20 protein-coding genes are annotated in these 21,827 nt (G+C 35.3%); 2 read left to right on the forward strand and 18 right to left on the reverse strand.

All coding sequences use genetic code 11. From position 1 onward, the window contains the following. Positions 1 to 4: 4 nt before the first annotated feature. The 11 genes from FT993_RS06915 to FT993_RS06965 form a co-directional block, all read right to left on the reverse strand. Positions 5 to 1,732, reverse strand: coding sequence for an asparagine synthase-related protein (locus tag FT993_RS06915; RefSeq protein ID WP_147861814.1), 1,728 nt, complete (start codon positions 1,730 to 1,732; stop codon positions 5 to 7). Positions 1,733 to 1,741: 9 nt separating this feature from the next. Continuing rightward, positions 1,742 to 3,043 (reverse strand): flippase, encoded by a 1,302-nt coding sequence (locus tag FT993_RS06920; protein WP_187240774.1) that lies wholly within the window; start codon positions 3,041 to 3,043, stop codon positions 1,742 to 1,744. 118 nt (positions 3,044 to 3,161) lie between these two features. Further along, a complete protein-coding gene (cysQ, locus tag FT993_RS06925) occupies positions 3,162 to 3,968 on the reverse strand; it encodes a 3'(2'),5'-bisphosphate nucleotidase CysQ (protein ID WP_255504440.1) in 807 nt (268 codons plus the stop codon). 144 nt (positions 3,969 to 4,112) lie between these two features. Next, positions 4,113 to 4,970 (reverse strand): dTDP-4-dehydrorhamnose reductase, encoded by an 858-nt coding sequence (rfbD, locus tag FT993_RS06930; RefSeq protein WP_147861816.1) that lies wholly within the window; start codon positions 4,968 to 4,970, stop codon positions 4,113 to 4,115. Continuing rightward, positions 4,967 to 5,515 carry a dTDP-4-dehydrorhamnose 3,5-epimerase gene (gene rfbC, locus FT993_RS06935; RefSeq protein ID WP_147861817.1) on the reverse strand — a complete coding sequence of 183 codons (549 nt, stop codon included), beginning with the start codon at positions 5,513 to 5,515 and terminating at the stop codon, positions 4,967 to 4,969. Before rfbC ends, rfbD begins: the two co-directional genes overlap by 4 nt. Next, the gene (rfbA, locus tag FT993_RS06940) at positions 5,516 to 6,364 is read right to left on the reverse strand and encodes a glucose-1-phosphate thymidylyltransferase RfbA (protein WP_147861818.1); all 849 of its coding nucleotides are present in this window, start codon (positions 6,362 to 6,364) and stop codon (positions 5,516 to 5,518) included. Then, entirely contained in the window at positions 6,361 to 7,374 is a 1,014-nt protein-coding gene (gene rfbB / locus FT993_RS06945) for a dTDP-glucose 4,6-dehydratase (RefSeq protein WP_147861819.1), read from the reverse strand. Before rfbB ends, rfbA begins: the two co-directional genes overlap by 4 nt. Then, positions 7,371 to 8,351 carry a hypothetical protein gene (locus tag FT993_RS06950; RefSeq protein WP_147861820.1) on the reverse strand — a complete coding sequence of 327 codons (981 nt, stop codon included), beginning with the start codon at positions 8,349 to 8,351 and terminating at the stop codon, positions 7,371 to 7,373. The genes rfbB and FT993_RS06950 overlap by 4 nt, the downstream gene beginning before the upstream one ends. Then, complete coding sequence (locus FT993_RS06955; RefSeq protein ID WP_147862015.1) at positions 8,351 to 10,024, reverse strand: hypothetical protein; 1,674 nt, start codon at positions 10,022 to 10,024, stop codon at positions 8,351 to 8,353. The genes FT993_RS06950 and FT993_RS06955 overlap by 1 nt, the downstream gene beginning before the upstream one ends. Continuing rightward, positions 10,017 to 11,528 (reverse strand): GH3 auxin-responsive promoter family protein, encoded by a 1,512-nt coding sequence (locus FT993_RS06960; protein WP_147861821.1) that lies wholly within the window; start codon positions 11,526 to 11,528, stop codon positions 10,017 to 10,019. Before FT993_RS06960 ends, FT993_RS06955 begins: the two co-directional genes overlap by 8 nt. A 9-nt stretch (positions 11,529 to 11,537) precedes the next feature. Continuing rightward, positions 11,538 to 12,401 carry a M23 family metallopeptidase gene (locus FT993_RS06965; RefSeq protein ID WP_147861822.1) on the reverse strand — a complete coding sequence of 288 codons (864 nt, stop codon included), beginning with the start codon at positions 12,399 to 12,401 and terminating at the stop codon, positions 11,538 to 11,540. A 122-nt stretch (positions 12,402 to 12,523) separates the two neighbouring features. On the opposite strand from FT993_RS06965, the gene tatA reads away from it, so the two are divergent. Then, positions 12,524 to 12,712 carry a twin-arginine translocase TatA/TatE family subunit gene (gene tatA / locus FT993_RS06970; protein WP_147861823.1) on the forward strand — a complete coding sequence of 63 codons (189 nt, stop codon included), beginning with the start codon at positions 12,524 to 12,526 and terminating at the stop codon, positions 12,710 to 12,712. A 62-nt stretch (positions 12,713 to 12,774) separates the two neighbouring features. Here the strand turns inward: tatA and FT993_RS06975 are convergent, their stop codons facing one another. From FT993_RS06975 to pgk, 3 genes are read right to left on the reverse strand one after another with little or no spacing between them, the layout of a single operon-like run. Then, the gene (locus tag FT993_RS06975) at positions 12,775 to 13,755 is read right to left on the reverse strand and encodes a DUF4837 family protein (RefSeq protein WP_147861824.1); all 981 of its coding nucleotides are present in this window, start codon (positions 13,753 to 13,755) and stop codon (positions 12,775 to 12,777) included. A gap of 13 nt (positions 13,756 to 13,768) precedes the next feature. Continuing rightward, positions 13,769 to 15,274 (reverse strand): LysM peptidoglycan-binding domain-containing protein, encoded by a 1,506-nt coding sequence (locus tag FT993_RS06980; protein ID WP_147861825.1) that lies wholly within the window; start codon positions 15,272 to 15,274, stop codon positions 13,769 to 13,771. A gap of 14 nt (positions 15,275 to 15,288) precedes the next feature. Further along, on the reverse strand, positions 15,289 to 16,476 hold the full coding sequence (pgk, locus tag FT993_RS06985) for a phosphoglycerate kinase (RefSeq protein WP_147861826.1): 1,188 nt from the start codon (positions 16,474 to 16,476) through the stop codon (positions 15,289 to 15,291). 86 nt (positions 16,477 to 16,562) lie between these two features. Here pgk and FT993_RS06990 point away from each other — a divergent pair, with 86 nt between their 5' ends. Next, positions 16,563 to 17,759 carry a DNA polymerase III subunit delta' gene (locus FT993_RS06990; protein WP_255504441.1) on the forward strand — a complete coding sequence of 399 codons (1,197 nt, stop codon included), beginning with the start codon at positions 16,563 to 16,565 and terminating at the stop codon, positions 17,757 to 17,759. A 33-nt stretch (positions 17,760 to 17,792) separates the two neighbouring features. On the opposite strand, the gene FT993_RS06995 is transcribed toward FT993_RS06990, so the two are convergent. From FT993_RS06995 to mnmG, 4 genes are all read right to left on the reverse strand, one after another. Further along, on the reverse strand, positions 17,793 to 18,299 hold the full coding sequence (locus FT993_RS06995; RefSeq protein WP_147861827.1) for an OmpH family outer membrane protein: 507 nt from the start codon (positions 18,297 to 18,299) through the stop codon (positions 17,793 to 17,795). A 222-nt stretch (positions 18,300 to 18,521) separates the two neighbouring features. After that, complete coding sequence (locus FT993_RS07000; RefSeq protein ID WP_147861828.1) at positions 18,522 to 19,367, reverse strand: class I SAM-dependent methyltransferase; 846 nt, start codon at positions 19,365 to 19,367, stop codon at positions 18,522 to 18,524. 4 nt (positions 19,368 to 19,371) lie between these two features. Then, positions 19,372 to 19,914 carry a hypothetical protein gene (locus tag FT993_RS07005; protein ID WP_147861829.1) on the reverse strand — a complete coding sequence of 181 codons (543 nt, stop codon included), beginning with the start codon at positions 19,912 to 19,914 and terminating at the stop codon, positions 19,372 to 19,374. A 37-nt stretch (positions 19,915 to 19,951) separates the two neighbouring features. Next, a complete protein-coding gene (mnmG, locus tag FT993_RS07010; protein WP_147861830.1) occupies positions 19,952 to 21,823 on the reverse strand; it encodes a tRNA uridine-5-carboxymethylaminomethyl(34) synthesis enzyme MnmG in 1,872 nt (623 codons plus the stop codon). Positions 21,824 to 21,827: the final 4 nt, after the last annotated feature.

Genomic DNA, 21,827 nt, shown 5'->3' on the forward strand with positions numbered 1-21,827 from the left:
TATTTTAACTATAAAAATGAAGCTTAATAGCTAATAAAACTGTAATTACAGCAAATTTATTACGATATTCAAAAATATTGTCTTTATAAATATTTTTTAAATCTACTTTAAGTTCTTCATTATCAATATTTACAATATTTTCTTCAAATATAAGATCAAATTGTTTTAAAAGGTTAGGATTTGCTTTAAACCAATTGGTAATAGGGTTCATACTATCGTACTTAAGCCCAAAATATTTTTTACCACCATTCACATATTTTTTAATGAGCCGTCCATAGTTAATATTAAAATTGGTATTGGGCTTTAAGCCTATTTTTTCCCAAGTATATTGTAAAATTTCTGGATGTTTTTCTTTTAACCACTCAAAATAAATACGCTGGTTTAATTTATATTTATTAGGTACAGACAATATAAAATTTAAAAATTGTTTATTGTAAAATGGAGAACTTAAATCTATAAAGTTATTAAATACTTTATCTCCCATTAATGTACCATTTACTTGACGTTGTTCATAAGCAAAAAGTTCATAATCTGTATGCTGATACCTGTTGGTAAGCTCTTCAAGAAAGCTCATTTTATTTAATAGCTCTGGCTGTTTCACAAAACCAGTTAAACCAATTTTGTCTTTATTGGATTTAAAATCAAAATTTGGTTTTAAAAAAGAACCTGAAACTGTATCTCCTAATTGGCCTGAATGAACCAAGCCATAAGAACTACAATCTACTCTAGACATAGCATTATAGATTATAGCATTAGCTGTAAAATGAGTTAAACCATCGGTGGCTTTTATATAATTGTTTATTATATTATCTACAAGAAAATCACCCTTATGGAGATTGTATTGTAAATGAGAATAGAAATTTTCTTTAGCAATTTTATTAGCTATCTTTATATCACTAGACTTTGGATTTCCATACGTATAAGAGTTTATTTTTTCAAAGCCTATTTTTTTAGCAATAAGTGTATTTACACGAGAATCCATTCCTCCGCTAATAAGACCAAAATGCTGGTTATATCCATTATCTATATCTTTTTGCCATTCTTCTTTAATAGATTTTAATACTAAATTATCTATAGATTCTATTACATCTTTCAAAGACTGCGAATCTTCTTTTTTTTCAAATTTGTAATATGATTTGGTGCTTATATTATTTTCTGGAATTTTGAAAGTTAAAATTGATCCATAATGTAATTTCTTTATTTCTTTTACTAAAGTAAAATCATTAAACATTTGGCCGTAAAGAGCTAAAGAATAGATTCCATCATAATCGTAACTAAGTGAAATTTGATTTTCACGAAGTAATTTAGAAAGCACGTGCATTTCAGAAGAAAAAGCAAATCCTAATTCTTTATCATAAAAATAATAAATAGCCTTTGTAGCTAAATGGTCATTAAAAAGTATTAACTTTTCTTCTTTCTTTGAAAAAAGAAAGCCAGCAAAACTTCCTTTTAATAACGAGATAAAATCACTTCCCTTCTCTACATAGGCTTTAATAATTTTTTGTGGACTATTAATCGTAGAATAATTGATTCCTTCAAAACAAATGACATAGTTATCATCTTCAAATAGAAAACGATCGTCATTAAATTTATCTAATACTGATCTTCCAAAACAAAAATTGCTACTCTCAACCTCTTCCTGAAGAATATTATCAAATTTACTATTGTAAAAATTGTTATATATTTTTCTTTGCTGATTTTTCTTTAATAAAACACCGTAAATCCCTGCCATAGATTAAAATTATAAGTATGTTCTAATGTTTTCTTTACGCTTAAGGTAAACCGTTCCGGCAATATTCCAGAAAGATAAACTTATTGCGGTTGCTGCTGCTGCCCCTTCAATGCCGTATAACGGAATTAAAGCAAAATTTAATATTAGATTTAGGCCTAAAGCAATGAGCGCTATATTTTGGTATTGCTTTTGTCTGCCAATCATTTGCATTATAATGCCTACCGAGCCTGTGGTACTATTTAATAAATGAATACTGCATAATATAATTAGAACGTATTTTCCTACTAGAAACTCTTCGCCAAATATGCCTAAAAAAAACTGATTAAAGATCAGCAAAACAGCTACTATCCCAGCAGTAGCTACAAAATTGATTCGAGTAGAAAATTTTACCAAACCTTTAAATTTTTCGTGTGCCTGTTCGGCAAAGGCACTCGCTATTTTTGGTGCTAGGCTAGAATTGATGGCTTCAATAGAAAAATTGGTAACCAGCGCCAGTTTTAGTGCTGCATTATAAATACCTATATTTTCATCGGTTTCATAGATACCTAGGATAAAGGTATCTAACCAACCCAAAAATACCATAATGGTTGAGGAGAGTAACATAGGGAAAGATTCCCTTAAAAAACGCCATGAGTTGGTTCCCGATTTTAATGTTAATTGGTTTAACTCTCTACTTACTACCCAAAATGCAATGAGTGCCAATACCACTAGGGCCCAAAAATGTATTTGAATAAGCATAACGGGAGCTACGGTATAAAAAAGATAAACCACAGCTAAAAGTAAAATAGTAAGCAAAAAACGGCCTGTATTATTGAAAAATGCAAACCAGTTGTTTAATCCTTTGGCCCGCAAAGCTCCTGCACAAAGCATGGTGACGGTCCAAAAAGGAATTCCTAGAACACTCCAAAAATAATAGGGTGCTAATTGGTCCTTTTTAAAAATATGCAAAATAAAAAAGTCTTGTGCCCACAGAAGCACCCCCATAAGTACCAAGCTTACTAAAAAAGACTTGCTTACCACGCGGTAAAATAATCCAGGGTCTTTTTTCCAGTTTTCTGGCTTGGCATAAAAGCGCAAAAAATTAACGTCAATACCCAACCTGCCTATGATACTAGCAAACATAAAAACACTAAAACTCAAGCTTATGAGTCCGTTTACTTTGGCTCCAAACACATTGGTAATATAAAGCGTAAAAAGATAACCAGCTATGATGCCAATGCCTCTAAATATCAAAAAATAGAAACCTTTCTTAAGTACATCCTTTTGATCTGGATTGGTGTTTTTTAGCTTTTTGATGAGTTGCTTTTTCAAAATACTATTGTAGAGGTTTTTACCCAGCAAATGTACTCAAAGTTAGCCAAAAGTGGGACCAACTAATTTTTTATATTTGGTATTAATGGTTTTGGCAAATAGATTTATTGGTGCTTTTTCATCGCTCTACCAAAAAATTAGGGTTGCGCAAATTTTCTTTGTTATAGCGCAGTGGTTGTTCATCTTCTAAACTTATCACCTCAAGGTCTAAGCCTCTTAAGATCGCATGTGCAGCAGCGGTATCCCACTCCATTGTTGGTGAAAACCTTGGATAAATATCAGCTTTACTTTCGGCAATCAACATAAACTTTAAAGAGCTTCCCATACTCAGGATTTCGGCATCTTTATATTCAGCTATAAAATCATTAGTCTCTTGGTTGGTATGCGAACGTGAGGCTACAATCTTAATAGTTCCGCTCTCGTTGGTAATCAATTCCAATTCGGTTTCGGGGTCTGTATTTTCAGATTTATAGGCTCCTATTTGCTCCCCACCAAAGTACAATTGGTCTGATACTGGTGTAAATACCACGCCCAGTACAGGTTTTTGCCGATGTATGAGTGCAATATTGACTGTAAATTCACCATTTTTTTTGATAAATTCTTTGGTACCGTCTAACGGATCGACCATCCAGAAATATTCCCAATCTTTTCTGGTTTCATAAGGAATTTCGGAACCTTCTTCAGACAAAATAGGAAAATCAGTTGCTTCTAACGCCTTTACAATTGCTTTATGCGCTCTTTGGTCTGCCAAGGTTATCGGACTTAAATCTTCTTTTTCTTGGATTTGAAAATCTTTTCCGTTGTACACTTCTAATATCTGTATGCCCGCATCTCGCGCCGCATCGATCATTAAGGGGAGGTATTCTTTTAATTCCATTTTAAAATTGTAAGTAAGGGTTAATCCATAAACAAAAGATTTTTGCACATCTTTTTACTTATGTTTTGTCTAAAATAGCAGAAAAATACCTTGTCTAGCGTTACATTCTTGTTAATACCTAGCCAAGAAAACCTAAAGGTAGAGCGCAAAAATTAGTTTAAGGTAAGATTACACTTTTATTTTTAGTGAATTCTACTTGCAATTTTGATCCTCGTTGTCTATTAAATTTGTAAGACTCGCTTCCCATTGAGGTATTGTTAAATCAAAAGTTTCAATGATTTTACCTTTATCTAAACAGCTATTTATTGGTCTTTTGGCTTTAGTTTTATAGGCATTTGAAGCTTGCACCATTGTCTTTTTATCTTGTCTATCTACAATAGCTTTTGCAAAATCATACCAAGTGGCCTCGCCCAAGTTACTGTAATGATAAATACCATAGTTTTTCTTTTGCGATAGGATTATTTGAAGGACCGCTGCCGCCAAATCATTAGCATTGGTAGGATTTCCTTTTTGCTGAGTGGTAATTTTTAGGCTTTCGCCTGATGCTGCTTTTTGTGAAATGGTTTTAAAAAAATTATTTCCGAATTGTGAGTACAACCAAGATGTTCTCACAATATAGTATTCTTTTACTATTTCTTGAATGTACTGCTCTCCCTTTAATTTAGAAGCGCCATAGACGTTTATTGGGTTTACCTCATCTTCTTCGGTGTAAGCCGATTTTTTTTCACCGTCAAAAACATAGTCTGTAGAAATATGAATCAGTTTAGTTTGGTGTTTTTGGCAGGCTTCGGCCAAGTGCTTTACCCCCTCTGCATTGATTAAAAAAGCTTTAACTTGATCGGTCTCTGCTTGCTCAACATTGGTATAAGCCGCTGCGTTTATGCAGTAATCAAAGTTGTGCTTTTCAAAATAGTTTTGAATCGCTTCCGCGGAAGCGATATTCAATTCTTTTGAGTCGGTAAAACAAAAATTTAAAGTCGTATATTTTTTGGCTGCAACCTGAAGACATTGCCCCAATTGCCCAGCTGACCCGGTAACTAAAATTTTCATAACCAAATGGCTTTTTTGAGTGTAGGTAATACTTGATCTTTAGGAGAAAGTAAAAGCTCTTCTGAAGGTATTTGCCAATCTATATTTAAAGTAGGGTCATTATAAATAATACCGGCTTCTGATGTTTTATGGTAATAGGCATCACATTTATAGGCAAAAATAGCTTGCTTAGATAAGGTTACAAATCCGTGGCCAAATCCTTTAGGGATGAATAACTGATAATTGTTTTTGTGGTTGAGTTTTACTTGATAGGATTTTCCAAAGCTTGGCGAGTCTTTTCTTAGGTCTACTGCCACATCGAGTACTTCGCCTTGAATAACCCGTACGAGTTTTGCTTGACTATGGTCTCCTATTTGCAAATGAATTCCGCGTAAAGCGCCATATTTAGAAATAGATTGATTGTCTTGCACAAAATTGACGTTTAAGCCAGTAGTTTGCTCAAAAACCTGTTGATTAAAGGTTTCAAAAAAACTACCGCGTTCATCTTCAAAAACACGGGGTTTTAAGAGAAAACATCCGTCTAAATTGGTTTTTTCTATCTGCATTTATTGTAAATTTTTGCTGTAACCGCTTTTTGTTAAAGGCTCGAGTAACTTTTTATATTGCGATTGGGTGATATATCCCATATTATAGGCCGCTTCTTCTAGAGCTCCCACTTTTAATCCTTGTCGTTCTTCTATTGCTTCTACAAAATTAGAAGCCTGCATGAGTGACTTAAAGGTGCCGGTGTCTAACCAGGCGGTGCCTTTGTCTAAAATACCTACTTGTAATTTACCCTTTTTAAGGTAGGCGTTGTTTACATCGGTAATTTCTAATTCGCCACGTGCGCTGGGTTGAATAGATTTGGCGATTTGCACCACTTCGTTATCATAAAAATAAATTCCTGGTACGGCATATTTAGACTTGGGTTGACTGGGTTTTTCCTCTATAGAAATCACTTTGCCATTTTCATCAAACTCTACCACTCCATAGCGTTCAGGGTCATGTACATGGTAGGCATATACCACCCCACCATCTGGATTGTTATTTTGTTTGAGTAAATTTTCTAGTCCAGAGCCATAAAAAATATTGTCCCCTAGTATTAAAGCTACTTTATCTTTACCTATAAACTCTTCACCAATGATAAAAGCTTCTGCCAAGCCATTGGGTTGCTCTTGTACTTTGTACTCAAATCGGCAGCCCAACTGTTTGCCATCGCCTAAAAGCTTTTTAAACAAAGGCAAATCGTGTGGTGTACTTATAATTAAGATTTCTCGGATACCCGCTAACATCAAAGTAGAAAGCGGATAATAAATCATGGGTTTATCGTACACTGGCAACAATTGCTTGCTTACGGCAAGGGTTAAGGGGTGCAAACGCGTTCCTGAACCTCCGGCTAGAATAATTCCTTTCATTGTAAATATTTTTTTAAGTACCAGTTTATGGTTTTCTCTATTCCTGTTTCAAAATTTTCTTGGGCTTGCCAACCTAGTTCTTTTTCTATTTTTTGGGCATCTATGGCATATCTAAAATCGTGTCCAGGTCTGTCTTTAACAAAGGTGATAAGTTCTAGATAGGAATCTTTAGCGGCCCGTGGGTGCTGCTGATCTAGGATTTTACAGATGTATTGAGCGATATATAAATTTTGTCGTTCATTTTTACCGCCAATGTTATAGGTTTCGCCTAATTTTCCGCTTTCTAAAGCTTTCTGAATCCCTTTACAGTGATCTTCTACATATAACCAATCTCTGATATTGGTTCCTTGACCATAAATAGGAATCGGCTCTCCTTTTAAAGCTTTACGAATTATGGTTGGAATTAATTTTTCATCGTGTTGATAAGGGCCATAATTATTGGAGCAATTGGTGGTTACCACAGGCATACCATAGGTATGAAAGTAACTTCTTACCAACATATCTGAAGCTGCTTTTGAAGCGCTGTAAGGGCTGTTGGGTGCGTATGGCGTCTCTTCTGTAAATAAACCTTCTTCTCCCAAAGTGCCGTAAACCTCATCGGTAGAAACGTGCAAAAATCGGGCTTTTGCAAAAGTAGTTTTATGCTCGAAGGGAGCAGTCATCCATAATTTATAAGCAGCTTGTAAGAGGTTAAAGGTTCCGTTTACATTGGTTTCTACAAATACAGCAGGATTGGCAATTGAGTTATCTACGTGAGATTCGGCGGCAAAGTGAACCACTTCTTGAAATTGATATTCCTCAAAAAGATTATTCACCAATTGCGCATCGCAAATATCACCTTTAACGAATTGATAGTTGGGATGATTTGGCTGTTCAATATTATCTAAATTGGCCGCATAGGTGAGTTTATCTAAATTTACAACCCGAATTTCTTTCTTGGCTCTAAGAATATAATTGATATAATTAGACCCGATAAACCCAGCTCCTCCTGTTACTAATATTGTTTTCATGATTTAGGTTTCAAAGATTTAGCTTGCGCAATAATTTTGAAGAAAAGATAGCCTAAAAACAAGATTACCAGCAAAATTATAGGGGTAAGCAGCATTTTGTTTTTTTGTAAGATTGACTTCTGCTTTAATGGTTGAGGCAAGCTCAAATCAATAATCCTTAAAAACTCTTCTTGTTGTATTTTCTCTTTAATTAAGTTTTGAGTTTCTAATTGTAGCTCCGTTCGCTGCGAAATAAGTCCGTCAAAGTCAAAATTCGCGCCATTTACTACTATCTTGGCATCGGCAGGTGAATCTTTAGATTTAGCGTAATTGGCTATTAAACGATCTAGAGAAGCGATAAACTCTTTATTCGCTTGCACTTGATCGGCTAAAAAGCTAGACTTTTCTTGGTATAACTTTTTGAAGTAAGCATTATCTTTTAGCTGATTTATTATTTTCTCTAAAATTAAACTACCTTCTTTATCTGCCGGATGTTTTAAAATTACTTTATGCACCCGTATTTTATTCTGCAAAAGTTCTTTTTTCTGTTCCTCTTCTAGTAATTTAGATTCCTCTATATAATCTAAATAATTTTCTTCTTCGTTAGATAGCAATTGGGTGAGGTACACCGGTTTAACTTTAAGCGAAAGGCCTTTTAATTCTTCATCTCCTAGAAGTGCTGCCCATTTGGTATTGCCTTTTTGCAATAAAAAATTAACCTCATCAATTTTATTATACAAATAATCGGTTCCTTCTTCATTAACGCTAAGTGTAGCTTGAGTTTGGTGGTATTCTTGACTAAAGGTTTTCCAAAAGTATCCCAAAATGACACCAATAACAATCACTGCCAGTAAAAGCAGAGCGTTTCGCAGTAAAAAATGAACCAAAAGCAAAAAACGATGATAAATGTTTTTAAAAGCATTTTTTATTAAGCGAAATAAATCAAAAATATCTATTTCCTCATTTTGTTTTTGGCTGTCTAAATTATCTTTATTCATTATTTAAAAATTTGCTCAATAATTTTCTCGGTGATCAAATAAGTAGGTTTAACTCCAGTAGTGCCTAATCCGCCAGAAGCTAAAGTACTTCCTGTTTCTAGGGGGTTATCGCTGGCATAATAAGCATACCGCACTTTTACCTCTTCACTAATATTACCCCTCAACTTAGAGGCGGCTTGGATGGCTTTTTGGTAATGTGCGCCTTCCATTTCTAGTCCTACCACATTCCAAGTAGAATCATAAAAGAACTTTAAGATATCTTTATTCTGTAAAGAAGTACCCAGTACGGTGATCATAGCTCCATCTACTATGGCAATATCATTACCTTCTAAATCGGATCGAGTAAGTTCATTATGAAATGGATAATTATCGGCGGTGCCCTCAAATAAATGAGCTTTAGGAATCATTATATCGCCTTTACCTCCTTCAAGTATACCGGCTTTACCCATTATAGAAATGGATTTTACGGGCATATAATGCAAGGAATCCTCTTTTTTAAAGGGCTTTAAAAGCTCATCCATAGTTTCATAAGCCTGTTCACCAAAAGCGTAATCCATAACGATAATCACTGGTGCATGATCTTTATTTGCCGATATTTTACTGTTGATGTCTTGTATTTTTGCCGTATCAAAAATCTGAACATCAATATTGGTTCCGCTTTCATCGGGTAAAAATAGCATGCCATTTTCCAAGGCGGTTTGCTCTACTTTTGCTCGAAGGGCTTTATTTTTGGTATCACTAAGCTCTTCATACACTTTAAACATGCTTTTCTCTTTGCAAGCATCAGCTAAAGCTATGGGTGCGTATAGGGTATTCATAACGCTATGCATATTTGCACTAATAATATGCAAATCTCTGTGGTATAGATTATGTTCAATCAAACAATTTTTGATGCGATTGGCCCAAATTTCACCGTGGATGTGATGTCCTAAACGCTCGCGTAAAACCGGACTAAAGGTTACTATACGCTTGTTATTGTTTACTGCCTCATCTATGGCTAATTTACCCAAAAAATAAATAATTTGAAAAAAGCGGTTAGGGTGAGCCGCTGTACTAAATAACGGGTGTACACGGCGTACCTCGTCAAATGTACGTCCTAAAATATTGGCGGTATGACTTAAAGCCACTTCGATTTCTGTTTGGTCTAAATCTGATTTTTTGATGGCGGCTTCTAGCTTTTTCCAATCGCGATTTACACTCCCGTCTTCATTGATAACCACCCGTTTCATAATCTTATGCGACTCGATAAATAAGAAAGTAAGGTGTGTAAGAATATCATAAATTTCAGACCTCCCGCGGGTTACCTCTATATTCATTTGCTCCTCGTCTATGCGGTAACAATTTCTTCTTCGCTTAGGTGGAACAATAGGTTTGAAATGAGAATTGGCATAACCTTCATCGCTGGTAAGGTTTATAAAACGGCACTCCTCTATACCAACTGGCAAACGATCCATCACATACATAAGACCGTTTAACTCCACCTTTTCTGAAGCTATAGTACCATAAATCTCAGGTCTAAGGGTCAGCAATGCCTCTCGAAGCGTTTCTCCCGACACTCCCATAGGTTTATAAAAACCTCGGTTAAACAAATGCCGCATGGTAATATATAGCCTTTCAATAGCATTAGAGCTTTCTTGAGCTCTAGACCTTCCTTGCGATTTAATTTTATTCATCATTCGTTTCTAATAGTTTTAATTCATATAATTTATCGGCCAATAGACGGTCATTGGTAAGTCTGGGGAGTTTATTTTGTCCTCCTAATTTATCTATGGCTTTCATATACCTTTGAAATCCGTTCTCGACTACTGGGCTAATGACCAATGTTTTCAAAATCTTACCTTGAATTAAATCTTGGTAATAGCTATTTTGATTTTGCAATGCCTCATCAATGCTTTGCGCAAAGGTAGTCAAATTATCAGGTTGTTTGTTAAACTCAATAAACCATTCGTGATAGGGTAAGCCCGTTTCCGGATTTGTTTGCGGCGCCACACTAAACTCGCTTACCTCCACTCTATGCTTTGCTACCGCTTGCTGCAGTGCCTCTTCAACCTCTTTGGCAATTACGTGTTCACCAAAGGCCGAAGTAAAGTGTTTAATTCTTCCTGAAACCAAAACGCGGTATGGTTTTAAACTGGTAAAAATCACTGTATCGCCTAGATTATATGCCCATAATCCAGCATTGGTCGATATTATCATAACATAATTAACGCCTAAAGCAACATCTGCAATACCAATACGCTCGGGATTTTCTTCAAAAAAAGAATCGGCTTCAATAAACTCATAGTAAATTCCCGCGTCTAATCGCAACAACATCCCTTTTTCGTTTTGACTGTCTTGGTAGGCAAAAAAACCTTCTGATGCTGGGAAAAGTTCTATGCTATTTATAGGTTTACCAATAAGCGACTCAAATTTGGGTCTATAAGGTTCAAAATTTACGCCACCATAAATCAGTAAATTAAAATTAGGAAAAATCTCAGTTATGGTTTTACCAGTACGTTCTTGCAAGCGTTCAAAGTACATTTGTAACCAAGACGGTATTCCGCTAAAGACGCGCATATCTGCGCTAATGGTTTCATTAATGATAGCTTCTACTTTGGTTTCCCAATCTTCAATACAATTTACCTCCCAACTGGGCATTCGGTTTTTTTGTAAGTAGCGGGGTACAAAATGAGCCACTATACCCGATAGCCTACCCACTTTTATACCGTTTTCTTCTTGGAGCACTGGGCTACCTTGCAGGAAGATCATTTTACCGTTTACAAAATCGCTGTTGCCAGTTTCATTGATGTAGCTTAATATAGCATTACGCGCCCCCTTAATATGACTGGGCATAGATTCTTTAGTAATGGGAATATATTTTGCACCACTGGTGGTACCCGATGTTTTGGCAAAATAAATAGGCCTACCAGGCCACAAAATATCCTGCTCACCTTGTTTTACGCGTTCTATATAAGGTTTTAAGGCTTCGTAGTCTTTTACGGGAACCAAATTGGAAAAATCTTGCTGATTTTTAATTTTTGAAAACTGATGATCTTGACCAAATTGAGTATGCTGAGCTTGTTTAATTAATTGATTAAACACTTTTTCTTGAGCTTTCAACGGATTGTTGGCCCAGCTATCAATCTGTGCCTTCACCACTTTAGCAAATATTTTGGCTGCAAATGATTTAATGGACATAGCTTAGGTTTAAAATTCTATAAATTCTTGTGGATTTACCGGGTAACCGTTACTCCAAAGTTCAAAATGCAAGTGGGGTCCTGTGGTTAATTCACCTGTATTACCCACCTTAGCAATCACCTCTCCTGCCACCACCAATTCGCCTTGTGCCTTGGTTAAAGATTTATTGTGTTTATAAACAGATAACAGTCCGTGGTTATGTTCCAAAATAATCACATAACCAGTAGCAGCACTCCATTCTGCAAAAATCACCGTACCATCGGCAATACTCTTAACAGGTGTATTCTCTTGAGCTACCACATCGACTGCATAATGTTTTGTTTGCGGATTAAAGCTTTCTGAGATTTCACCTTTAAGCGGTGAAAACAATGAAAATTCCACTTTAGAATCCAATTGTTTTTGAATATTAAAGCGTTCCTCCTCGGCCACCTCTTTACGCAATAGCGAGTCGGTTTCTGAGGCATTGAAATTTACTGTATCTGCAACAATTTGATTGACGCTGTCTAAGGTTTCCTCTTCAAAATCTAACGGACTCGCCTCTCCCGCCAACACACGCCGAATGCTTTCTAAATACCTGTTTTTTTGATCGAGTGCAATTTGTAGTGAATCGGTTTTGTATGCCAAGCTTGTTGCTTGTTTACGCAATTTTGTACTGGCATAACCGGGTATGTATTCCCGCAAGGGTGTAAAAGCGATTAAAACCGTAGTAAAGGCTATGATTAAAATAGTAGAAATACCAACGCCTACAAAGATGTTTAACCTGTTTAATCGCAGAGCAAATTGCTCTTCAAAGGTATCTTCGTTGAGAACAACTAGCCGGTACTTATAAAGTAATTTTTTTTTTATTCTTTTACTCTTCTTGGGTTTACTCATAGGGCGCCAATTTACTATACAAATATAAAATATTATTACAGGTTTATCTTGAATAAATCAAGCTATCGATTTTGAATTCAATTTTAATTCGTATTTTTGTATTATCTTAAAAAATTAAAGTTATGTTGGCAAACCATTTTTTAGCCATAGGTACACCGCAAATCATCTTAATTGTCGTGGTTGTATTATTGATATTCGGCGGTAAGAAAATACCCGAATTAATGAAAGGATTGGGCAGTGGTATAAAAGAATTCAAAGATGCTTCAAAAGAAGAGAATTCAAAAACTGACACTCAGCAAACAGAAAAGTAAATTTTATTTTACTTAAAACTTATATTAAATGCGCATTCTTTGCTAGAATGCGCATTTTTAATTTAATTTATTTTTGCCGATCTTAAAATTGCTTCTAGTTCAAAAACATGATCACGCTTATTGGTTGAAGGCCTAAATACAAAACCTTCTAAAATTACATAGCGTTTGTTTTTTTCATCTCTTACCGCAAAATTGATAAATGGGCCAGCCATAAAGGCATTTTTTACTTCCCAAACCCCTCTACTTTCGTAGGCAAACTTAGCGTCTATTTGTGTATCGAATAAATACGGAGCATAGGCATCTTCGGTAACAAGATAACTTCCTTCTCTGGGGCCCGGTATATGTTTCTTACCTATACTATCACGCATTTTAATAATATTGCCTACTATATTGGTATCTTTTTCGATAGTATGAAAAGGAACTTCATAAAGCAAAATTTCCATGGTACCTTTTGGAATGTCTTTACGAATCCAGAAAAAATTGTCTTCCTGTTTAGCATAACGATAGGCCGTAGGGAAATTTAAGGAAACCCCTAACTTTTCACGAATCACTTGGTCTGGTTTTAAAGATTTAGCAATTCGGTTTTGCTGTTCCTTTAGCTCGGTTTTTTTAAACGAAGAAACAATAGCCTCTTTGTTATTATCTAACAATTCAATTAACTTCTCTTGTGTAGGCGCATAAACAAATACCCCAGTTTGTGGCCTAGCAAAAGTATCTTGCACAATTTCAAAATACGCTTGCGCCGATTTACCTATTTTTAAAAAAGTACGGTTACTACGTACAAAGCCATCAAAAGCGCTTGGCGGTATTTGATTCATGGTAAAAAGAGGCTCTTGGTGGGTTAAGCCATCTACAGTTGCTGCCAAAATAGAGCGTATTTCCTCTCCTATTTTGCCTTCCCATAAGGCATGATCTATTACTACCGATACATTATTAATACGACCATTTGAATCGGGTAAATTAGCTTTAGCATCCTTGGGTTGCTCCTCACAACCAAAAACCAAAAAACTAGCTAACAATAGCCCGAAAATCTTATTTATCATAATCTACAAGAGTTTAACCATTTGAAATTTTTAATTTCATTCCTGGTTTTAAACGACTACCGCTAATATCGTTCCATTTTTGAATTTCTTGTACGCTAACTCCAGGAAACTTTCGCGAAATACTCCATAAAGAATCTCCTTGTCTTACGATATAGTGTTTGTTTGTGTTTGATTTTGAACGACTTGCATAAGAATTTTTAGGGAAAATACTTAAATATTGTCCTATACGTAAATTATTGCTGCGTAAGTTATTCCATTGTTTAATTTGACTAACACGCACCCCATATCGAGCTGCTATTTTACCCAAAAAATCTCCACTTCTTACTCTATATCGAACGGGTTCAAGAAGTTCTTCTTTTGTGGGCATATTCGCTTCTTTGTGTTTTTGTGCTACATATTTATAAATTAGATCTTCATTTGCCACAAACAAACCAGCCTCTTTTCTGGGTAATCTTAAATGGTATTGCTTACCCTCTATTTGCGGTATAACCCCTAATTTAAAACTTGGATTTAAAAATTCAAGCAAATCTTGATCAACTCCAGTTATATCTTCAATCATCTCAAAGTTAAGCGCTTGTTTAACTTGAATAGTATCGGTTTCAAAATAAGTGATTTGTGGTTTAGCAGACTTAAATCCGTGCTCAGACGCATATTCAAACAAGTACATGGTAGCGATAAAAGAAGGCACATAGCCAGCTGTTTCTCTAGGGAGATAGTTGCGTAATTTCCAATAGTCGGTTTGACCGCCACTTCTTCTTATTGCCTTAGAAACATTTCCTGGGCCCGAATTATAAGCTGCAAGAGCTAAGTCCCAATCATTAAACATACCGTATAAGGTAGATAAGTATTGAGCTGCAGCCTCTGTTGAGCGTTCTGGACTCATTCTAGCATCTACGTAACTCGTCACTTCTAAACCGTGCATTTTACCTGTTGGGTACATAAATTGCCATAATCCTGTTGCGCCCACTCGAGATTTTGCACGCGGATTTAATGCCGATTCTACAATAGCCAAGTATTTCATCTCAAGCGGTATATTGTACTGATCTAATTTCTCTTCAAATAAAGGAAAATAGTAATGACTTAAACTCATTAAGCGTTGCACACTTTCTTTACGCCATTTTAAATAGTAATTAATTACTTTTTCTAATGAGGTATTATAACTTATTTTAAATGGAGTTTTGGCATTTAACCGATCAAGACGTGCAATTAAAGTATCCCGATTTATTTGCCTAGGTACATTTTCTAATGATTCGCCTTCTTGAATGGCTTGATTCATTTCTGCATACAAGTCTGAGTTCATTAATTCCTGTTGCCAGATCGAATCGACTTGCTTGAGCTCTTTATAATCTTTTAAATAAGTTAAAACAGCTTTTTCAAGCATGTTGTGCAACTCTTTTGCACTGGCTTCTTTGCTTAAACTATCTGTTACTGGTAGATCGGTTATGTTTGCACTATCTTGAGCTACACCAAAGAAGCTCACACTACAAAAACAGAATAATGCAATAAGTTTAAATTTCATGTGATAGGTTTAAATTAATCTTTGTTTATGGCTACTATTCCCGGCAATTCTTTGCCCTCTAACATTTCGAGCATAGCACCACCTCCAGTAGAAACATAGCTAACTTGGTCGGCTAAACCAAATTGTTTCACGGCTGCTACGCTATCTCCTCCTCCTACTAACGAGAAAGCCCCTTCTTTTGTTGCTTTTGCAATTGCGTTTCCTAAATTTAAAGTTCCTTTAGCGAAAGAAGACATTTCAAAAACCCCTACAGGTCCATTCCATAAAATAATCTGGCTTTGTTGAATTATTTGCTCAAAAAGCTTACTGGTTTCTGGCCCTACGTCTAAGCCCATCCAATTTTCGGGTATATTATCAATCGCACTCAGTTTAATTTTTGCATCATCTTTAAAAGCATCGGCTATGACCGCATCTACAGGTAAATGTACTTGTACTTTTTTAGCTTTAGCTTTTTCTAAAATCTGTAAGGCTAAAGCTAATTTATCATCTTCTACTAAAGAACTACCTACCTCACCACCTAATGCTTTTATAAAAGTGAAGGTCATTCCCCCTCCAATTATTAAATGATCTATTTTATCTAAAATATGACTGATTACAGTTATTTTTGAAGACACTTTTGCTCCGCCTAAGATAGCGGTTACTGGTTTTTCTTCCGCTTGAAAAACTTTATTAATACTCTCAATCTCTTTTGCCAAAAGATATCCGAAGCATTTTTGTTCAAAAAATTGAGCCACTACCGTTGTTGAGGCGTGTGCGCGATGCGCCGTACCAAAAGCATCATTCACATAAATATCTCCCAAACTAGCTAATGCTTTTGCGAACTCAGAATCACCTTGTTTTTCTTCTTTATGATAGCGTAAGTTCTCGAGTAATAATACTTCACCGGCTTTAAGCTGATTTGCAGCTTCTTCGGCTTTACTGCCTACACAATTTTCTACAAACTTAACTTCAACTCCCAAAATTTCTGATAATGTTGGTACAATATGCTTTAAAGAATATTTTTGTTCTTGGTTTTCGGGTCTACCTAAGTGAGACATTAGTATGGCAGCTCCTCCTTGGTTGAGTATTTTATCTATACTTGGTTTTGCTGCTAATATTCGAGTGGTATCGGTAACCTCAAAATCCTCGTTTAAGGGTACATTAAAATCAACTCTAATAAGCGCCTTTTTATCTTTAAAGTTAAACTGATCTATAGTCTTCATCGCATTCTATTTTAGCATTAATTTAAGTTTGTAAAAATATAAAAACAGCCCAAAGTCCTAACACTTATGGCAATTTTTAAATCGGGATGAAATTACAAAAATTTATGTACTTTCGCTTTATGGATTTTTCTTCTATAATCGGCTTAGATCATATTAAAAATCACTTGCAAAAAACCGCAAGTCGGCATATTATTCCCCACGCTCAACTCTTTGTGGGTTCAACCGGATTTGGTACTTTACCAATGGCTTTAGCTTATGCACAGTACATTTTAAGCGAACTTGGCCCTGAGAAAAATAAAACCCAAGCAAAAAAATATGTAAGCGATTTATCGCATCCCGATTTACATTTTGTGTTTCCTTCTATTATAAGAAAAACCCATAAAAAGCAATCTAGCAAGGATTACCAAAACGAATGGAAAAATTTCATACAGGAAAATCTTTATGCAGACGAATATGCGTGGAACCAATACCTTGATGAGGAGAAAAAGCAAGGGATTATCAACGTTAGAGATGCCGAAAATATCTTAAAAGACGCATCGTTAAAATCTTTCTCTGGCGGATATAAAGTCTTTATTATTTGGGGTGCAGACAAAATGAATAACGATTGTGCGAACAAGCTATTAAAATTAGTTGAAGAGCCACCCGCAAAAACTGTATTGCTTTTACTTACTGCTCACGAAGACCGCATTATATCAACCATCAAATCTAGGTGTCAAGTTTTACATTTTCCTCCTTTAGGAGAAGCGGTTTTAAGCGAGGCTTTAATTGAAAAGCAAATTGAGCCCAATTTAGCATTGCAAATTGCACAACAAGCCGAGGGTGATTTTCAAAAGGCATTAAAATTAATCAACCAATCTGAAACCGAAGAACTATTTGAAAAATGGTTTATCACCTGGGTACGTGCTGCCTTTAGAGCTAAAGGCAATAAAACGGCTATAAAAGATCTCATTAATTGGAGTACAGAGGTTGCTCAAACCGGTAGAGAAACCCAAAAGCAATTTTTATTATATTGTCTAAACTTTTTTAGACAAGCCTTATTGCTTAATTATTCGGCAAACGATTTAGTACATCTTCAACCCAAAACTGCTGGTTTTAAATTAAAAAATTTCGCCCCTTTTATTCACGGGGGTAACATAATACCTATTCAAATAGAAATAGAAAAAGCGCTTTACCATATTGAACGTAATGGAAATGATAAATTAGTTTTAACCGATTTATCCATTCAACTTACGCGCCTAATTCACAAGAAAGAACAAAAATTAATAAAAAAGGCTGCCGATTAGGCAACCTTTTTATAAAATTATGCAATAATAGGTTTATTTTACTGACTCATTCAAAGCCTTTAAAACTTCTTGCGTAATATCTTTTCCTTCCTTTGCGTACATAATATTAGCCGATTCATTCGAACCGAAGATATAGGTATAATTATTTTTCTCTCCGTAGGTAGCCACAAAATCTTTTACCTTAGTAATGAGAGAATCGATTACTTCATCGCTTTCTTGTCTTAAAGCTTGGCTTTGCATTTGCTGGCTCTGTTGCAATTGCTGTTGTTTCTGCATCAAATCCGCCTCTTGTTCTTGTCTAGCTTGCGCGGATAGTGATTGCATATTGTTTTGATAAGATTCAACTTCTTGTCTAAAAGCCATCGCGGTGGAATCTAGTGTACGTTTTAGTTTTTCAGATTTTTTATTGAAACGTTTTTCGGTTTCTTTCATCTGTGAAAAATCTTGAATTAGCACAGTGTTATCTACATAAGCTGTTTTTTCTTGATTACAAGATACCAGTGCGAAAACCCCAATGACAGCAAAAACTATTTTCTTCATATTTAATTTTATTTTTAGCAAATGTAATAAGTATTTACTTGTCATAGTAAAAAAAATAAAGTATAATAAAATCTTATTTATTAACTTTCTCCTATAATGTATCTCTATAAAAATAAGCTTAATATAAAGCGATTTAAGCGGATTAAATTTAAAATATAAGGTAATAGATACATTTAACAAAAAGTACTCTTAAATTGGCTTATATAGGTTAATTATTAAAATTTATATACTTTCGAAGATATATACCAGACTTGAATAGGCGTTAGTTCGTTTTGCCTTGTAATTACTTTTAGTAGCTACCCAAAATGCTTTAAAAGGATTCTTGGTCGTTCTATTTTTTTCAGAAAGCCAACTTACATAATAAGCGTCAAATTTTAAAGGATGAATTTTTACCAACTTTAGATCAAATTGTTTTAGAAGCGAAATTAATCCATCTGGCGAGAAATGCCACAAGTGCCTAGGTACGTCATAAGCAGCCCAAAAAGATTGGTAGAATTGGGCATCATAACTGGTATAATTTGGTACAGCAATTACCAGTTTACCATTTTTATGTAATAATTTTTTTATCTGTTCAAGTTGTTCGGGTAATGCAGGCAAATGCTCTAATACGTGCCATAGGCTTATAACATCAAATTGCCTTTTAATTGCAGATAAATCGTTCTGTAACTTAATTCCTTTATCGTTTGCCAAGGCTCGTGCTTTTTGATTAGGCTCCACCCCATCGATATCCCAACCACGCGTAGACATAAATTGTAAAAAAGACCCTGTGCCTGCGCCGATATCTAATATGCGGTTTCCCGATAGATTTAGATTTTCAATCCACTTAGCTTTCTTTTTGAGCATATAGCGTTTTACCATTTGGTACAATTTGTCAAATACACTAAAAGATGCATCGGTGTGAGAAATATAGTCTTCGCTACTATAATAGTTGGGTAATTTATCTAAGGCAGGTTGAGGTTGGGTAATTAAGATATTCTCGTTGGCATTAGCATACAAATCAAATATTTCATTAGAAACGGTAAAATCTCTAGTTTCTAAAATTTTTCTATGAGGGTCTAGCAAGTTCATAATTTTATCGGCTTAATTTTTTCCTCAATCGATCTAAATTTTTGATCGCTATTTCTTTACTTAGACCTTCTTGACCTAAAACATCATTCCCATTATCATCCATCAAATAAATACTCATATAATAATGAGTATTGTTAGCACGTGCACGTCTTCTTCTTCTGTCTACTCGCCTTTGATAATCTTGCTCTCCCTCCCAAGTGTCTCTATTGTCATCATACAATAATTTATCTACCATTGGATTTAATAGATTAACCGTGGCATCATAGTCTGTTGTGTAATGTAAGTAAACGTTTATCGATTGATCTGGAACAAGCCTGTTAGTTGTAAAATAATTTAAATTATCGGTTGCACTTTTTTCAAAATGATTGGCTATTTCTTGTCTTTGATTCTGAAGGTTGCCATTGGTTTCAAAAACATAACCTGTTAAATTAAAAACGCTTTTCTCTGGAGATTCCAACTCATAAAATTCTATTTCCCGTGCTTTTTTCAGGTAAAAACAAGCATTTAAATTTAGCGATAAAAACAGTAAAAATATTAGTCTTTTCATAACACTGCCTTAATTGTTCCACGTGAAACAATACTATTTATCTACCCATATAAACCAATAAAACCGAAATATCTGCAGGACTAACGCCACTCACCCTAGAAGCTTGAGAAACCGTTGTAGGTTTAATCTCCGAAAGTTTCTGCCTTGCCTCCATCGACATGGATTGCAATTTAAAGTAATCAAAATTATCAGGAATCTTTAAGATTTCTAAGCGATTCAATTTATCTGCATTGTTTTTCTCTTTCTCGATATAACCCGAATATTTAACCTGTATTTCTACTTGCTCTAAAATTTCATCATCAAGTTTGTGTGTCTCAATGTAATCCTCAACAACTTTTACCGAACGCATAGTCTCTAAAGTCATTTTAGGTCTTGCGAAGATTTTAAACATCTTACCAGCTTGTTTCACAGGTGCAGAATTGTGCGCTTCCAAAATAGGATTCATCTCTTCTGGCGCGACGCTAGTATCTTTAAAAAACTGAACCATTTTATCAGCTTCTTCCTGCTTGTAATTCATCCGCTTTAAGCGAGCTTCACTGGCTAAACCAATATCAAAACTCTTTTTTGTAAGTCTAAAATCGGCATTATCTTGACGTAGAAGCGTTCTATATTCGGCTCTACTGGTAAACATTCTATAAGGCTCTTCTGTACCTTTAGTAATCAAATCATCGATTAAAACACCAATATAAGCCTCATCTCTTTTTAAAATAAACTCTTCTCTTTCTTGAATTTTAAGTGCTGCATTAATTCCTGCCATTAATCCTTGACTGGCAGCTTCTTCATAACCTGTAGTACCATTAATTTGACCAGCGAAATACAAGTGATCAACCAATTTAGTTTCAAGCGTATGCTTTAATTGTGTTGGCGGAAAATAATCATATTCAATTGCGTATCCGGGTCTGAAAAATTTTACGTTTTCAAATCCTTTTACTGATTTAAGTGCGTTGTATTGTACCTCTTCTGGCAAGGAAGTAGAGAAGCCATTTACATAATATTCAACAGTATTCCAGCCCTCTGGTTCTACAAAAAGTTGGTGCCTATCCTTATCTGCAAAACGGTTTATTTTATCCTCGATACTCGGACAATAACGCGGTCCGACACTTTCAATACGTCCGTTAAACATAGGTGAGCGATCAAAACCTTCGCGTAGCAGATCGTGAACCAAGGTAGAAGTATAAGTCATATGGCAACTACGCTGATTTTTTAAAGGTTGAGTTACATCTAAATAAGAGAATTTAGCTGGATCCTCATCACCAGGTTGTTCAATCATTTTAGAAAAATCTAAAGAACGGCCATCCACTCTCGGAGGTGTACCGGTTTTCATTCTACCGGCTTCGAACCCCAATTCCATTAAGTCTGAAGTAATGCCAGTAGCAGCTCTTTCTCCTGCTCTACCTCCCCCAAAGTTCTTTTCACCAATATGAATAAGACCATTTAGGAAAGTTCCGTTAGTTAAGATAACAGATTTGGCTTTTATTTGCAATCCTAAGCCAGTTTTAACCCCCTTTAATTTATCTTTTTCTAACCAAATCCCTTCAACCATATCTTGATAAAAATCTAGGTTTGGTGTTTGTTCTAGCATAAGCCGCCAATCTTCTGCAAAACGCATTCTATCACTTTGCACTCGGGGACTCCACATTGCTGGACCCTTACTTTTATTAAGCATTTTAAATTGTATAGCACTGGTATCACTTACAATACCGCTATAACCACCCATTGCATCAATCTCCCGTACAATTTGACCTTTAGCTATACCCCCCATTGCCGGATTACACGACATTTGAGCGATATTTTGCAAATTCATAGTAATTAAAAGTGTTTTACATCCCATGTTAGCCGATGCCGCAGCGGCTTCGCTACCTGCATGACCTCCACCTACAACAATCACATCATATTCTTTATCAAACATCTTA

This window comes from Mesonia sp. HuA40, assembly GCF_008017835.1.
Lineage (GTDB): Bacteria > Bacteroidota > Bacteroidia > Flavobacteriales > Flavobacteriaceae > Mesonia.

Bases quoted from the DNA above. Each gene is read 5' to 3' on its own strand.
- FT993_RS06915 (WP_147861814.1), bottom strand. From the start codon at position 1,732: ATGGCAGGGATTTACGGTGTTTTATTAAAGAAAAATCAGCAAAGAAAA.
- rfbD (WP_147861816.1), bottom strand. From the start codon at position 4,970: ATGAAAATTTTAGTTACCGGGTCAGCTGGGCAATTGGGGCAATGTCTT.
- rfbC (WP_147861817.1), bottom strand. From the start codon at position 5,515: ATGCAGATAGAAAAAACCAATTTAGACGGATGTTTTCTCTTAAAACCC.
- rfbA (WP_147861818.1), bottom strand. From the start codon at position 6,364: ATGAAAGGAATTATTCTAGCCGGAGGTTCAGGAACGCGTTTGCACCCC.
- rfbB (WP_147861819.1), bottom strand. From the start codon at position 7,374: ATGAAAACAATATTAGTAACAGGAGGAGCTGGGTTTATCGGGTCTAAT.
- FT993_RS06950 (WP_147861820.1), bottom strand. From the start codon at position 8,351: ATGAATAAAGATAATTTAGACAGCCAAAAACAAAATGAGGAAATAGAT.
- FT993_RS06955 (WP_147862015.1), bottom strand. From the start codon at position 10,024: ATGAATAAAATTAAATCGCAAGGAAGGTCTAGAGCTCAAGAAAGCTCT.
- FT993_RS06960 (WP_147861821.1), bottom strand. From the start codon at position 11,528: ATGTCCATTAAATCATTTGCAGCCAAAATATTTGCTAAAGTGGTGAAG.
- FT993_RS06965 (WP_147861822.1), bottom strand. From the start codon at position 12,401: ATGAGTAAACCCAAGAAGAGTAAAAGAATAAAAAAAAAATTACTTTAT.
- tatA (WP_147861823.1), top strand. From the start codon at position 12,524: ATGTTGGCAAACCATTTTTTAGCCATAGGTACACCGCAAATCATCTTA.
- FT993_RS06975 (WP_147861824.1), bottom strand. From the start codon at position 13,755: ATGATAAATAAGATTTTCGGGCTATTGTTAGCTAGTTTTTTGGTTTTT.
- FT993_RS06980 (WP_147861825.1), bottom strand. From the start codon at position 15,274: ATGAAATTTAAACTTATTGCATTATTCTGTTTTTGTAGTGTGAGCTTC.
- pgk (WP_147861826.1), bottom strand. From the start codon at position 16,476: ATGAAGACTATAGATCAGTTTAACTTTAAAGATAAAAAGGCGCTTATT.
- FT993_RS06990 (WP_255504441.1), top strand. From the start codon at position 16,563: ATGAAATTACAAAAATTTATGTACTTTCGCTTTATGGATTTTTCTTCT.
- FT993_RS06995 (WP_147861827.1), bottom strand. From the start codon at position 18,299: ATGAAGAAAATAGTTTTTGCTGTCATTGGGGTTTTCGCACTGGTATCT.
- FT993_RS07000 (WP_147861828.1), bottom strand. From the start codon at position 19,367: ATGAACTTGCTAGACCCTCATAGAAAAATTTTAGAAACTAGAGATTTT.
- FT993_RS07005 (WP_147861829.1), bottom strand. From the start codon at position 19,914: ATGAAAAGACTAATATTTTTACTGTTTTTATCGCTAAATTTAAATGCT.
- mnmG (WP_147861830.1), bottom strand. From the start codon at position 21,823: ATGTTTGATAAAGAATATGATGTGATTGTTGTAGGTGGAGGTCATGCA.